Here is a 12,133-nt window from a genome sequence, read left to right on the forward strand (position 1 = left end):
AACCCAGCCCACCTGACAGGAACAACGAGATGACGATCAGCCACGAACAGGCCGAGTGGTTCAAGTCGACCTTCGACCAGCTCACCGACAACATGGAGAAGGCCGTCCTCGGCAAGCGCCACGTCGTACGGCTGGCGCTGACCTGCCTGCTCTCCGAGGGGCACGTCCTGCTCGAGGACTTCCCGGGCACCGGCAAGACGATGCTGGCGCGGGCGCTCGCCAACACCGTCCAGGGCAGCCACGCGCGCATCCAGTTCACGCCCGACCTGCTGCCGTCCGACGTCACGGGCGTGACCGTCTACGACCAGCACAAGGGCACCTTCGAGTTCCACCCCGGGCCGATCTTCCACACCATCGTGCTCGCCGACGAGATCAACCGTGCCTCGCCCAAGACGCAGTCGGCGCTGCTCGAGGTGATGGAGGAGGGGCGCGTCACCGTCGACGGCGTCGCGCACCCCGTCGGCAAGCCGTTCCTGGTGATCGCCACCCAGAACCCCATCGAGCAGGCCGGGACCTACCGCCTGCCCGAGGCCCAGCTGGACCGCTTCCTGATGAAGACGTCCGTCGGCTACCCCGACAGGCAGGCCACGGTGGAGCTGCTCAACAACGCGGCGATCCGCGACCGCGCGGCCCTGGTCACGCCCGTCATCACGGCCGCGACGATCGCGCAGATGAGCGGCCTCGCCGACGAGGTCTACGTCGACCCCGCCGTCGTCGGCTACGTCGCCGAGCTCGCCGAGGAGTCGCGCCGCCAGCCGCACGTCAAGCTCGGCCTCTCCCCGCGCGGGTGCCTGGCGTTCGTCCGGGTCGCGAAGACGTGGGCGGCCGCGGACGGCCGCGACCACGTCGTCCCCGACGACATCAAGGACCTCGCGGAGCCGGTGCTCTCGCACCGGCTGCTGCTCGACGCCGAGGCGCAGTTCAGCGGTGTGGACGTCCAGACCGTCATCTCGCGGCTGCTCGACTCCGTGGCCCCGCCGACCGATCGCGTGGGGGCCTGACGACCCCCATGAGGCAGCGGTTGAACGACGCGCTGGAGGTCATCAAGCCGATCGGCTGGCTGGTCCTCGCCCTGGGCCTGGGTGCGCTCCTGGTCGCCACGGTCACGCACTGGCGTGAGCTGGCGGTCCTCGGCACCGCGTGCCTGGCGCTGATCGTGCTGGCGCTGCCCTTCCTGCTGGGTCGCACCTCGGTGTCGGTCGACCTGCGCCTCCAGCCCGAGCGGGTCGCGGCGGGGGAGTCCGTGGCGGCCGGCGTCCTCGTCGTCAACCGGGCGAGCTCCCGGCTGGTGCCCACCACGCTCGAGGTGCCGGTCGGGTCGGCCGTGCACCGCTACGGCATCAGCTCGCTGGCACCCGGCGCCGCGCACGAGGAGTCGTTCACCATCCGCACCGAGCGGCGCGGGGTGATCGCGGTCGGACCGGCGATGACCCGTCGCGGCGACCCGATCGGTGTCTTCTCCCGCGACGTGGTGTGGACCCCGGTGCGCGAGGTGCTGGTGCGCCCGCACCTCGTGCCGATGGAGTCGCTCGGTGCGGGTCTGCTCCGCGACCTCGAGGGTGTCTCCACCGACGCCGTCAGCCAGAGCGACCTGGCCTTCCACGCGCTGCGCGAGTACGTCCCCGGCGACGACCTGCGCCACATCCACTGGCGGTCGTCGGCCAAGGTGATGGCGTCCACCGGTGAGTCGGCGCTGCTGGTCCGCCAGTACCTCGACACCCGGCGCAGCCACGCCACGATCGTGGTCGACGACCGGCTCGGCTCGTGGGCCGACCCCGAGGACTTCGAGACCGCGATGGCGGTCGCCGCCTCGATCGCGGTCCGCGCGGTGCTCGACGAGTTCGACGTGTCGTTCGTCTGTGGCGCGCACGCCTCCTCCGGCTCCGACGGCCACCTCGCGCTCGACGCGGTCTGCCGGGCCGACTTCGGCGACCGCGGGCTCGTGGAGTCCGGCCGGCAGGCCACCACGCTCGCGCCCGACACGAGCCTGGCCTTCCTCGTCGGTGGCAGCGAGTCGGCGTTCACCGACCTGCTCCGCGCCGCGGCCGCGTTCCCGCCCGAGGTGCGTCGCTTCGGCATCGTCGTGGACCCCGCCGGGACCAGCCGGGTCACCGAGACCGGTGGCCTGCCGGTCCTGCACCTCGCCGCCAAGGAGGACCTCGGCGGCCTCCTCCGCTGGAGCGTGCGATGAGACTCGCCTCCGGCGCGACCGGCACCCGCACCCGCGTACGCCCGCACGCCCTCGTCCCCGACCGCCACTCGTGGGTCGACATCGCCTTCACCCTGGCGCTCGCGGGGGTGGCCCTGAGCGCCTTCGGGACCTCGTTCACGGGCACCGCCTACCTGGTGGTGGGCCTGGTCGGTGCCGTCGTCGCGGTGGCCGTCACCCACCTCACGCGAGCAGCCGGGTGGCCGATCATCTCGGCCGTCGTGATCTGCCTGGTGCTGTTCTTCCTGCTCGGCGGACCGCTGGCCCTGCGCTCGCTGGGCGACACGTACGCACTGCCGGGTGCCGCGACGATGGCCAAGGTGGCCGACCAGGCGATCTTCGGCTGGAAGGACCTGCTCACCACCTTGCCGCCCATCGACGGCGACGGACCGCTGCTGGTCCTGCCGTGGCTCTCCGGCATGCTGGCCGGCCTGGTGGGGCTCGCGCTGGCGCACCTCCCCGTACGCCGGGCGTGGCTGGCTGCGATGCTGCCCGTCGTCGGCATGACGGTCCTGCTCTCGGGCGTGATCCTGCTGGGCGTGCGGCACCCGCAGTCCCTGCTGCTGCAGGGGTCGGTCTTCGCCGCACTGGCCCTCGCGTGGCTGGCCGTCAGGGCCCGCCGGGCCAGTGCCGCCGTGCAGGGGGGCAGCACGTCGTACGTCCGAGGGGTGGGCGCCGTCGCGATGCTCGCGCTCGCGGCCGCGGTCGCCCACCCGGCCAGCGCGCTGTTCACCGACGGCGACGACGCCCGCACGGTCGCGCGCAACTGGGTCGAGCCGCCCTTCGACATCGGTCGCTACCCCTCGCCGCTCGCCGGCTTCCGCAAGTACGTCGACCTCAAGGGCAAGTCCGACCCCGCCAACGTCTACGACAAGACGCTGCTCGACATCGAGGGCGTCCCGGCCGACACCCGGATCCGGTTCGCCACGATGGACCGCTACGACGGGATGGTCTGGGGTGCGACCGACGACGCGCTCCCCGGGCCGGCCGACGACTCGTTCCAGCGGGTGTCCTCCACGATCGACAACCCCGTCGAGGGCACCGAGGTGGAGGCCACCGTCACGCTCGGTGAGGGCTGGACCGGCGTGTGGCTGCCGACGGTCGGGGCGCTCCGGTCGATGGCGTTCGAGACCGGGGACCCGCGTGCCACGGCCGAGGTCTTCCGCTACAACCTCGCCACCTCGACCGCGGTCGTGCCGACCGGCCTCCAGCCGGGCGACCGCTACTCCTTCACCGCCGTCCAGCCGGACGACGAGCTGACCGCGGAGACCGTGGGCTCCTCCGAGCCGACCCCGCTTCCGACGGGTGCCGGGTTCATCCAGGGGCCCACCGACAAGTGGACCGAGGACGCCGGCCCCGACCCGATGGACCGGGTGCTGGCCGCGGCCGAGCACCTGCGGTCGGAGGGCAAGTACTCCGACGGCATCGGGCGCACCGAGCGCATCTACGTCGCCGGCCACAGCGTGTGGCGCCTGGCAGACGAGTTCGTCAACGCCCCGCAGATCGTCGGCAACGACGAGCAGTACGCCGCCACGATGGCGTTGATCGCCAACGACATCGGCGTCCCGGCGCGCGTCGTGCTCGGCGCGGTCGTGCCCGAGGGCGGCCGGGTCACCGGCAGGGACGTGTCGGCCTGGGTGGAGCTGCGGGCCGCGGACGGCTCGTGGAAGACGCTGCCGACCGAGGCGTTCATGTCGACCACCCCGCCCGCCGACCAGGTGCCCGAGACCAACACGCCGATGTCCGGCACGGTCATCCCGCCGCCGAACCCGATCCCGCCGCCCTCCGACGCGGGGGAGCAGAGCGAACCCGACCTCAAGGAGCGCAAGGCCAAGCGCAAGGAGGCCGCCGAGGAGGACGAGGGCCTGATCCCGGGGGTGCCCGGCTGGATCGGGGTCGTGCTGACCTACGTCGGCGGCCCGCTGCTGCTGGTCGCGCTGCTGCTCGGTGCCGTCGTCGGCCTGAAGGCGTGGCGTCGGCACCGGCGCCGCACCGCCGAGTCGCCGTCGGCTCGTTTCGTCGGCGCCTGGCGTGAGCTCGTCGACCACGCCCGCGACCTCGGGCAGGTCGTCCCACTCGGCCCGACCGTCACCCGGCGCGAGCAGTCCGTCGGCATCGTGTCGGGACAGGCCGGCGCCCTGGCCCGTCGCGCGGACGGCTTCGTCTTCGGGCCCAGCGCGCCCGAGGTGACCGCGGCGACGACCTACTGGGAGTCCATCGACGCCGAGCGCCGTGCGATGTCGCACGAGGTCGGCCGGTGGCAGCGCTTCCGGGCTGCGACCAGCCTGCGGTCGCTGCGGCGTACGTCCCCGGGCGGGGGAGCGGGGCCCGGCACCGGGACCAAGACCGGGTCCGGCACCGCCTCCCGCACCGCCGGCGACGCGCCGACCCCCGCAACCGGGCGTGTCGCGACCGCCGCGGGTCGGCTGCGCGGCCTCGCTGATTGGCGTTCTCGACGTACGCCTGACTAAACTGGTGCGTCGGCCCAACGTGGGCTGTGTTTCGTGGCGCCTCGCGGCTGCCCGGACCTCGTGCGAACGTCGTCAGACGGTCGCGCGCGTGCCCCGGGAAGAGGTTCCCGGATCCGCCCACGAGGTCCACCGGCCACCTTCGCGGGTGCCGGGCGGTTCCCGGGCCACGGTAGACAACGAGACGACAGATTGTGGAGGACATGCCGAAGAAAGAAGGCGTGATCGAGATCGAGGGCACCGTCGTGGAGGCCCTTCCCAACGCCATGTTCCGCGTGGAGCTGGCCAACGGGCACAAGGTGCTCGCGCACATCAGCGGCAAGATGCGACAGCACTACATCCGGATCCTCCCCGAGGACCGGGTCGTGGTGGAGCTCTCGCCGTACGACCTCACCCGGGGTCGGATCGTCTACCGCTACAAGTAAGTGATCGAGCTTGCGAGATCACCATCTGCGCAAGCGCCAGCCGAGCAGCAAGGATTTGTTGGCATGAAGGTCAACCCGAGCGTCAAGCCCATCTGTGACAAGTGCAAGGTCATCCGCCGTCACGGTCGGGTCATGGTCATCTGCGAGAACCCCCGCCACAAGCAGCGGCAGGGCTGAACATGAGCGTTCAGATACGGCGCAGCCGGAGCTGAACGCTCATCGCGAGCCGCGCAGCCGCTTGCGGCAAGCGGGCCTGAACCCCAGCAGGACCACAGCAACACAACTACACACAACGTGATCGCTAGGTCTGGCACCGCCTGACCGAAGTCACCTCCGGAGCACTGGCCGGAGCCCACCCGAGGCGGGATGGGACGCGACACGACCAGAAACCAGCGCGAGAACAGACAAGGAAACCGCCACATGGCACGCCTCGTTGGTGTTGACCTCCCGCGCGACAAGCGCATCGAGATCGCACTCACCTACATCTACGGCATCGGCCGTACCCGCGCCCAGCAGCTCCTGGCCGCCACCGGCGTCGACCCGAACGCCCGGGTCCACACGCTCGGTGACGAGGAGCTGGTCAAGCTTCGCGACGAGATCGAAGCCAACTTCAAGATCGAGGGTGACCTCCGCCGTGAGGTCCAGGCGGACATCCGCCGCAAGATCGAGATCGGCAGCTACCAGGGTCGCCGCCACCGCATGGGCCTCCCGGTCCGCGGCCAGCGCACCAAGACCAACGCGCGCACCCGCAAGGGCCCCAAGCGCACCGTCGCCGGCAAGAAGAAGGCCAAGTGATCGCACGCCTCACGGCGTCTCACTGACCTCTTCCCACGAAGCTTCCAGACCAGAACCTCACAGGAGTTACTGAATGCCTCCCAAGAGCCGCGCGACCAAGGTCCGCCGCAAGGAGAAGAAGAACGTCGCCCAGGGCGAAGCCCACATCAAGAGCACGTTCAACAACACCATCGTCACCATCACCGACCCGACCGGCGCGGTGATCTCGTGGGCCTCTGCCGGCACCGTCGGCTTCAAGGGCTCGCGCAAGTCCACCCCGTTCGCCGCTCAGATGGCCGCCGAGGCCGCCGGGCGTCGCGCCATGGACCACGGCATGAAGAAGATCGACGTCTTCGTCAAGGGTCCGGGGTCGGGCCGTGAGACCGCGATCCGTTCGCTGGGTGCCATCGGCCTCGAGGTCGGCACCATCCAGGACGTCACGCCCACCCCCCACAACGGATGCCGGCCGCCCAAGCGCCGTCGCGTCTGACCGACCCGAGACTGAGAAAGAGAGACTGACATGGCCCGTTACACCGGCCCCATGACCCGCAAGTCGCGCCGTCTCGGTGTCGACCTCGTCGGCGGCGACGCCGCCTTCGAGAAGCGCCCCTACGCCCCCGGCCAGCACGGCCGCGGCCGTATCAAGGAGTCCGAGTACCTGCTGCAGCTCCGTGAGAAGCAGAAGGCCCGCTTCACCTACGGCGTGATGGAGAAGCAGTTCGTCCGCTACTACAAGGAAGCCAGCCGCCGCCAGGGCAAGACCGGCGACAACCTGCTGCAGCTCCTCGAGTGCCGCCTCGACAACGTGGTCTACCGCGCCGGCTTCGCCCGGACGCGCCGCCAGGCCCGCCAGCTCGTCGTGCACGGCCACTTCCTGGTCAACGGCAAGAAGGTCGACATCCCGTCCTTCCAGGTCACCGACCACGACATCATCGACGTGCGCGAGAAGTCCCTCGAGCTCACGCCGCTCATCGTGGCTCGCGAGACCCACGGCGAGCGTGTCGTCCCCGCCTGGATGGAGGTCATCCCGTCGCGGATGCGCATCCTCGTGCACCAGGTCCCGGTCCGCGCACAGATCGACGTGCCGGTCCAGGAGCAGCTCATCGTCGAGTACTACTCCAAGAAGTGAGTCACCGTCGGTGGTCGTCCGAGCCCTCGGACGGCCACCGACGCCCCTCTTCCCACTCCTCTTCTCCGCCCTCCTCACCATGTTCGGATCCGTCATATAGCGGGTGGATCCGGAAAGGAAAAACTCCGTGCTTATCGCTCAGCGCCCGACCCTCACGGAAGAGACCGTCGACGAGTTCCGCTCGCGGTTCGTCATCGAGCCCCTCGAGCCCGGCTTCGGCTACACGCTCGGCAACTCGCTGCGTCGTACGCTCCTCAGCTCGATCCCGGGTGCCTCGGTCACCAGCATCAAGGTCGACTCCGTCCTCCACGAGTTCTCGACCATCGAGGGCGTCACCGAGGACATGACCGAGATCATCCTCAACCTCAAGGGCATCGTCGTGTCCTCCGAGCACGACGAGCCGGTCGTGATGTACCTGCGCAAGTCCGGTGCCGGTGACGTCACCGCCGCCGACATCACCCCGCCCGCCGGTGTCGAGGTGCACAACCCCGAGCTCAAGATCGCCACGCTGTCCGACAAGGGCAAGCTGGAGATGGAGCTCGTGGTCGAGCGTGGCCGCGGCTACGTCTCGTCCGTGCAGAACAAGGGTGCCGACAACGAGATCGGCCGCATGCCGGTCGACTCGATCTACAGCCCCGTGCTGAAGGTGACCTACAAGGTCGAGGCCACCCGAGTCGAGCAGCGCACCGACTTCGACAAGCTCGTCATCGACGTCGAGACCAAGCCGTCGATCCGTCCCCGCGACGCGATCGCCTCGGCCGGCAAGACGCTCGTCGAGCTGTTCGGCCTGGCCCGCGAGCTCAACGTCGAGGCCGAGGGCATCGACATCGGCCCGTCGCCGGTCGACGAGCAGCTCGCCGCCGACCTGGCCCTGCCGGTCGAGGACCTGCAGCTCACGGTCCGCAGCTACAACTGCCTCAAGCGCGAGGGCATCCACACCGTGGGTGAGCTCATCTCGCGCTCCGAGCAGGACCTGCTCGACATCCGCAACTTCGGCGCGAAGTCCATCGACGAGGTGAAGGCCAAGCTCGTCGAGATGGGCCTCTCGCTCAAGGACAGCGCGCCCGGCTTCGACCCGCACGCCGCCCTCGCCGCCTACGGCGACGACGACGACGACGCGTTCATCGAGGACGAGCAGCTCTGACCTCCCGGCCCCGACCACGGGGCCGTCCCACCAAACCGACCGGGCCCAGCCCATGACCGGGCCGGTCGTCTACCCGGGTACCTGACACGGCCCGAGAGGAAGAAGGCACCCCATGCCCAAGCCCAAGAAGGGTCCCCGCCTCGGCGGTAGCCCCGCCCACCAGCGCCTGATGCTGTCGAACCTGGCGACCGCCCTGTTCGAGCACGGCCGGATCACCACCACCGAGACCCGCGCGCGCCTGCTGCGCCCGGTCGCGGAGAAGCTGATCACCAAGGCCAAGCGTGGCGACCTGCACAACCGTCGCGAGGTCCTCAAGACCATCCGCGACAAGTCGGTCGTGCACACGCTGTTCACCGAGATCGCGCCGACCTTCGCCGAGCGTCCCGGTGGCTACACCCGCATCACCAAGATCGGCCCCCGCAAGGGCGACAACGCCCCCATGGCGGTCATCGAGCTGGTGACCGAGGCCTACAGCCCCAAGGCTCCGTCGACCCGCAAGACCGAGGCCGCTGCCGCTCCGGCGCCCGCCGCCGAGGAGACCGAGGTCGTCGAGACCGAGGCCGCTGACACCGAGGGCACCGAGACCGAGGGCCAGGACGCCGTCGTCGCCGCCGACGAGGGCGTCACCGACGGCAACGTGAGCGGCAAGTACGCCGGCTCGCACGCGCCGATGGAGAACGTCGACGAGGCCCCCGACGGCTTCCCGATCAAGGGCAACGAGAACTCGATGAAGTTCCACGAGCCCGACAGCCAGTGGTACGCCCAGACCGAGGCGGAGGTGTGGTTCGACTCCGTCGAGTCCGCCGAGGCCGCCGGTTTCACGCGCGCCGGCGAGTGATCGCCTAGCAACGCACACGACGAGGCCCGTCGTCCCCACCGGGACGGCGGGCCTCGTCGTCCGTCCGTGGCGTCACAGCCGGGCGAGGACCTCGGCGGCGTCGAGGCTGCGGGCGGGACCCCCGGCGTACGCCAGGGCTCGGGTCGCGGTGACGACGGCCTCGTTGACCGGGGTGGGGATGCCGAGGAGCCGGCCCTGTAGCACGACCTCGCCGGCGAGGTAGTCGATCTCGGAGTCACCGGTCCCGCGCTCCAGGCTCTGCCACGTCGACCCGCCGGAGCGCTCGAGGTCGGGCCGCCTGCGGAGGACGGAGCCGCGCCGCTGCCGGTCCTGCTCAGCGGTGACGACGGTGAGCCCTGCGGCGGCGAGCACGTCCTCGCCCTCGGCCTGCGCCCGCGCAGCGAGCTCGTCGGCGGCGTCGCCCTGCGCGAAGGATGCGTCGACACCGTTGCCGAGGTTCATGATGAGCTTGCGGCGCTTCATCGCCATGATGTCCTCGCGCTCCTCGGACGCGATCCCCGCTGCGCGGAAGTCGGCGGACACGGCCGCCGTGACGGCGTCGGTCCCGCCCGGGAACCGTCCGATGTCGAGGATCGCCGGGGTCGGGTGGCACGCGGCCACCACCACACCCGGCTCGAGGTGGGTGGCGGGCAACATCACGCACACGGCGTACGTCCGCGCGAAGAGCCGCAGCGTCGCGGTCTCGGTGGCGATGCCGTTGGTGGCGCACACGACAGGTACGTCGGCCGGGGCGTGGGCGCGCAGGTCCGCGAGCGCGGCGCCCACCTGGTGCGACTTCACGGCCAGCAGCACGACGGTGTCGTCGGTCCACCCGACCTCGGCGGCCGAGTCGGTGGCCGGGGCGTCGATGCGGTGGCGGCCGTCGCCGGCGTCGAGGACCAGCCCACCCGCCCGGATCGCGTCGAGGTGCGCCCCGCGGGCCACGAGGGTGACCGCGTGGCCGGTCAGGGCCAGTCGGCCCCCGACGACTCCGCCGACCGCGCCGGCGCCGTACACGACATGGCGCATCTGCCCACCCTAGGCGGGAGCTCCGGGCCGCAGCCGCGACGTCCGGTTCAGCGGCGTACGCGGAACCGCAGGTGGAGCACCCGGTCGCCCCGGACGACGACGTGGGGGTCGTCGAGCAGGTGCTGGGTGTCGACCGAGCCGAAGTACCGCTTGCCGGTGCCGAGCACGACCGGCACGAGGTCCATCGCCACTTCGTCGACGAGACCGAGCGCGAAGGCCTGGCCTCCCACGTCGCCGGCCGCGACCGAGACGGTCGTGTCCCCGGCCAGCTCCCGGGCGGTCGCGACGGCGCGTGCCACGTCGTCGACGAAGTGGTACGACGCCTCCGGGTGCCAGCCCTCCGGCCTGGGGCGGTGGGACACCACGACCACGTGCTCACCCGTCGGGGGTCGCCCCTCCCACCCGTTCGTGATGTCGAACAGGTGCCGACCGATCACCATGCAGCCGATGCCGTCCCACACCGGACGGACGTGGTCGTAGGAGGCCTGCGACACCCGCAGGCCGCCCGGGGACGGGTCGTCCATCTCCTGCGCGGTGAGGTGCTGGTCCCCGTTGAAGTACCAGTCGAACAGTGGGCCGGGGTCGTCGTGCAGGTCCGCGACGAACCCGTCCAGCGACACCACGTTGTGCATCACGACGGTGCTCACGGTGCGTCTCCGCTGCTCGGGCGCCACGAGGGATCGCGGCCGATGAAGCCCATCAGCCGCTCGACGGCCGGAGCGTCGTCGGGCACGGGGACCGCGGGCCCGTACTGCCCGGAGTCGCGCAGGAGCTGCTCGATGGGTCGCATCCCCTCCAGCAACCGGGCGGCGAAGTCCTCGTCGAGCCCGGCGTCCTGACCGCCGGCGCGGGCGAGGTCCCAGGAGTGCATGAAGACGTCCGCGGTGTAGAACCGGTCGACCGCGTCGGCGAGCCGGTGGCTGCCGGCGCGGGGATGCGTGAACGGCTCGTCTCCGCGCTGCTCGACCAGGGCCTGCACGGCGTCCGCCTGGTGCCGCCACGCGGCGACCGGGTCGTCGACCACCGGGGGACCGGCAGGCAGGTCGACCCCGCCGCCGGCCAGGAAGCCGGGGAACCACTCGACGAGGTGTGCCACCACGTCACGCGCCGTCCACCCGTCGACGGGTGCGGCTGCGGACCAGTCGGGAGTCTGCTCGACCAGCCGGCCGAACCCCCCGGCGACCGCTGCGTGGCGGTCGGCGGGGTCGTCCGGGAGGGCCATCAGATCGAGCCGTCGGCGAGCATCCGGTCGATCGCGGCGTAGCCGTCGTTGACCCCGACCTCCATCCCGCTGCGCAGCCACGCGTCGCGGTCCTCGAAGGAGTCGCACAGGCTCACCGCGTGCAGGCGGGTGCGCCCGTCGCCGAGGTCCTCGAAGGTCATCGTCTCCAGGGAGACGCCGTCGGGCATGCCGTCCCACGTGAAGGTCTGCACGATGCGGTCCTCGCGCACGGTGTGGAAGCAGCCGTGGAACGACGTCTCGAAGTCCTCGCGGCCGTCGCTGCCGCGCGCGGTGTAGCTCCAGCTGCCGCCGTCGCGGGCGTCCCAGTGGGTGATGTCGGCCCCCACCCCGTCGGGTCCGATCCACTGCGCGTACAGCTCGGGGTCGGTGTGGGCGCGGAACAGCTGGGCGGGAGTGGCGGCGAAGTCGCGCCAGACGTGGAGCGCGGGGACGTGCTCGTCGGCCAAGATCGCGGCCTCGGGGAAGCGGGTGTTCGTGTCGGGGCTGTGCGTGGTGGTCATGATGCGGTTCCTTCCGTGCGGGTGTCGCTGGTGTGGGTGGGGTCTTCCTCGTCCTGCATCCGCGCGAGCACGGCGTCGAGCGCGGTGTAGCGCGCCTCGGCCTGCCGGCGGTATCGCTCGATCCACTTCGTCATGAGGTCGAACACCTCGGCTTCCAGGTGCACGGGCCGGCGCTGGGCCTCCCGGCTGCGCGTCACCAGGCCGGCCTCCTCGAGCACCTTGAGGTGCTTGGAGACCGCCTGCAGGCTCACGTCGTAGGGCGCCGCCAGGTCGTTGACCGTGTGGTCGGCCTCGGTGAGGCGCGCCACCATGTCGCGGCGGGTCGGATCGGCGAGGGCCGCGAAGACCCGGGAGAGCTGGTCGGTCACGAGGCA

15 protein-coding genes are annotated in these 12,133 nt (G+C 71.0%); 10 read left to right on the top strand and 5 right to left on the bottom strand.

Annotated elements, in window-relative coordinates:
* Window positions 1–29 precede the first annotated feature (29 nt).
* The 10 genes from IEZ24_RS03125 (at window position 30) to rplQ (ending at window position 8,987) form a co-directional block, all read left to right on the top strand.
* Entirely contained in the window at window positions 30–1,001 is a 972-nt protein-coding gene (locus IEZ24_RS03125) for an AAA family ATPase (protein ID WP_129453397.1), read from the top strand.
* A gap of 8 nt (window positions 1,002–1,009) precedes the next feature.
* Window positions 1,010–2,191 carry a DUF58 domain-containing protein gene (locus IEZ24_RS03130; protein WP_129453398.1) on the top strand — a complete coding sequence of 394 codons (1,182 nt, stop codon included), beginning with the start codon at window positions 1,010–1,012 and terminating at the stop codon, window positions 2,189–2,191.
* On the top strand, window positions 2,188–4,680 hold the full coding sequence (locus IEZ24_RS03135; RefSeq protein ID WP_129453399.1) for a transglutaminase-like domain-containing protein: 2,493 nt from the start codon (window positions 2,188–2,190) through the stop codon (window positions 4,678–4,680). Before IEZ24_RS03130 ends, IEZ24_RS03135 begins: the two co-directional genes overlap by 4 nt.
* Before the next feature lie 200 nt (window positions 4,681–4,880).
* Window positions 4,881–5,102: a translation initiation factor IF-1 gene (infA, locus tag IEZ24_RS03140; protein ID WP_056599768.1), complete on the top strand. Its 222-nt coding sequence runs from the start codon at window positions 4,881–4,883 to the stop codon at window positions 5,100–5,102.
* Window positions 5,103–5,165: 63 nt separating this feature from the next.
* Window positions 5,166–5,279, top strand: a complete 114-nt coding sequence (rpmJ, locus tag IEZ24_RS03145; protein WP_004008316.1) for a 50S ribosomal protein L36 — start codon at window positions 5,166–5,168, stop codon at window positions 5,277–5,279.
* Between the two features lie 243 nt (window positions 5,280–5,522).
* On the top strand, window positions 5,523–5,897 hold the full coding sequence (rpsM, locus tag IEZ24_RS03150; protein WP_056599771.1) for a 30S ribosomal protein S13: 375 nt from the start codon (window positions 5,523–5,525) through the stop codon (window positions 5,895–5,897).
* A gap of 73 nt (window positions 5,898–5,970) precedes the next feature.
* Window positions 5,971–6,366, top strand: coding sequence for a 30S ribosomal protein S11 (gene rpsK / locus IEZ24_RS03155; protein ID WP_056906616.1), 396 nt, complete (start codon window positions 5,971–5,973; stop codon window positions 6,364–6,366).
* Between the two features lie 30 nt (window positions 6,367–6,396).
* A complete protein-coding gene (gene rpsD, locus IEZ24_RS03160) occupies window positions 6,397–7,005 on the top strand; it encodes a 30S ribosomal protein S4 (RefSeq protein ID WP_129453400.1) in 609 nt (202 codons plus the stop codon).
* Between the two features lie 127 nt (window positions 7,006–7,132).
* Window positions 7,133–8,149 carry a DNA-directed RNA polymerase subunit alpha gene (locus tag IEZ24_RS03165; RefSeq protein WP_121141540.1) on the top strand — a complete coding sequence of 339 codons (1,017 nt, stop codon included), beginning with the start codon at window positions 7,133–7,135 and terminating at the stop codon, window positions 8,147–8,149.
* Window positions 8,150–8,261: 112 nt separating this feature from the next.
* Window positions 8,262–8,987, top strand: coding sequence for a 50S ribosomal protein L17, sunset domain variant (gene rplQ, locus IEZ24_RS22525; RefSeq protein ID WP_129453401.1), 726 nt, complete (start codon window positions 8,262–8,264; stop codon window positions 8,985–8,987).
* A 72-nt stretch (window positions 8,988–9,059) separates the two neighbouring features.
* Here rplQ and IEZ24_RS03175 read toward each other — a convergent pair whose 3' ends face one another.
* From IEZ24_RS03175 to IEZ24_RS03195, 5 genes are read right to left on the bottom strand one after another with little or no spacing between them, the layout of a single operon-like run.
* On the bottom strand, window positions 9,060–10,016 hold the full coding sequence (locus IEZ24_RS03175; RefSeq protein ID WP_129453402.1) for a ketopantoate reductase family protein: 957 nt from the start codon (window positions 10,014–10,016) through the stop codon (window positions 9,060–9,062).
* A gap of 47 nt (window positions 10,017–10,063) precedes the next feature.
* Window positions 10,064–10,663, bottom strand: coding sequence for a dihydrofolate reductase family protein (locus IEZ24_RS03180; protein ID WP_129453403.1), 600 nt, complete (start codon window positions 10,661–10,663; stop codon window positions 10,064–10,066).
* The gene (locus IEZ24_RS03185) at window positions 10,660–11,238 is read right to left on the bottom strand and encodes a maleylpyruvate isomerase family mycothiol-dependent enzyme (protein ID WP_129453404.1); all 579 of its coding nucleotides are present in this window, start codon (window positions 11,236–11,238) and stop codon (window positions 10,660–10,662) included. The genes IEZ24_RS03180 and IEZ24_RS03185 overlap by 4 nt, the downstream gene beginning before the upstream one ends.
* Window positions 11,238–11,759 carry an SRPBCC family protein gene (locus IEZ24_RS03190; protein WP_129453405.1) on the bottom strand — a complete coding sequence of 174 codons (522 nt, stop codon included), beginning with the start codon at window positions 11,757–11,759 and terminating at the stop codon, window positions 11,238–11,240. Before IEZ24_RS03190 ends, IEZ24_RS03185 begins: the two co-directional genes overlap by 1 nt.
* The gene (locus IEZ24_RS03195; protein ID WP_129453406.1) at window positions 11,756–12,127 is read right to left on the bottom strand and encodes an ArsR/SmtB family transcription factor; all 372 of its coding nucleotides are present in this window, start codon (window positions 12,125–12,127) and stop codon (window positions 11,756–11,758) included. The genes IEZ24_RS03190 and IEZ24_RS03195 overlap by 4 nt, the downstream gene beginning before the upstream one ends.
* Window positions 12,128–12,133 lie beyond the last annotated feature (6 nt).

Source organism: Nocardioides ganghwensis, assembly GCF_014779655.1.
GTDB lineage: Bacteria > Actinomycetota > Actinomycetes > Propionibacteriales > Nocardioidaceae > Nocardioides > Nocardioides ganghwensis.

What these genes read in the sequence shown, in the direction of transcription:
- rpsK (WP_056906616.1), top strand. Translation starts at nt 5,971, where the DNA reads ATGCCTCCCAAGAGCCGCGCGACCAAGGTCCGCCGCAAGGAGAAGAAG.
- rpmJ (WP_004008316.1), top strand. Translation starts at nt 5,166, where the DNA reads ATGAAGGTCAACCCGAGCGTCAAGCCCATCTGTGACAAGTGCAAGGTC.
- IEZ24_RS03185 (WP_129453404.1), bottom strand. Translation starts at nt 11,238, where the DNA reads ATGGCCCTCCCGGACGACCCCGCCGACCGCCACGCAGCGGTCGCCGGG.
- IEZ24_RS03135 (WP_129453399.1), top strand. Translation starts at nt 2,188, where the DNA reads ATGAGACTCGCCTCCGGCGCGACCGGCACCCGCACCCGCGTACGCCCG.
- rplQ (WP_129453401.1), top strand. Translation starts at nt 8,262, where the DNA reads ATGCCCAAGCCCAAGAAGGGTCCCCGCCTCGGCGGTAGCCCCGCCCAC.
- infA (WP_056599768.1), top strand. Translation starts at nt 4,881, where the DNA reads ATGCCGAAGAAAGAAGGCGTGATCGAGATCGAGGGCACCGTCGTGGAG.
- IEZ24_RS03190 (WP_129453405.1), bottom strand. Translation starts at nt 11,759, where the DNA reads ATGACCACCACGCACAGCCCCGACACGAACACCCGCTTCCCCGAGGCC.
- IEZ24_RS03175 (WP_129453402.1), bottom strand. Translation starts at nt 10,016, where the DNA reads ATGCGCCATGTCGTGTACGGCGCCGGCGCGGTCGGCGGAGTCGTCGGG.
- IEZ24_RS03125 (WP_129453397.1), top strand. Translation starts at nt 30, where the DNA reads ATGACGATCAGCCACGAACAGGCCGAGTGGTTCAAGTCGACCTTCGAC.
- rpsD (WP_129453400.1), top strand. Translation starts at nt 6,397, where the DNA reads ATGGCCCGTTACACCGGCCCCATGACCCGCAAGTCGCGCCGTCTCGGT.
- IEZ24_RS03130 (WP_129453398.1), top strand. Translation starts at nt 1,010, where the DNA reads ATGAGGCAGCGGTTGAACGACGCGCTGGAGGTCATCAAGCCGATCGGC.
- rpsM (WP_056599771.1), top strand. Translation starts at nt 5,523, where the DNA reads ATGGCACGCCTCGTTGGTGTTGACCTCCCGCGCGACAAGCGCATCGAG.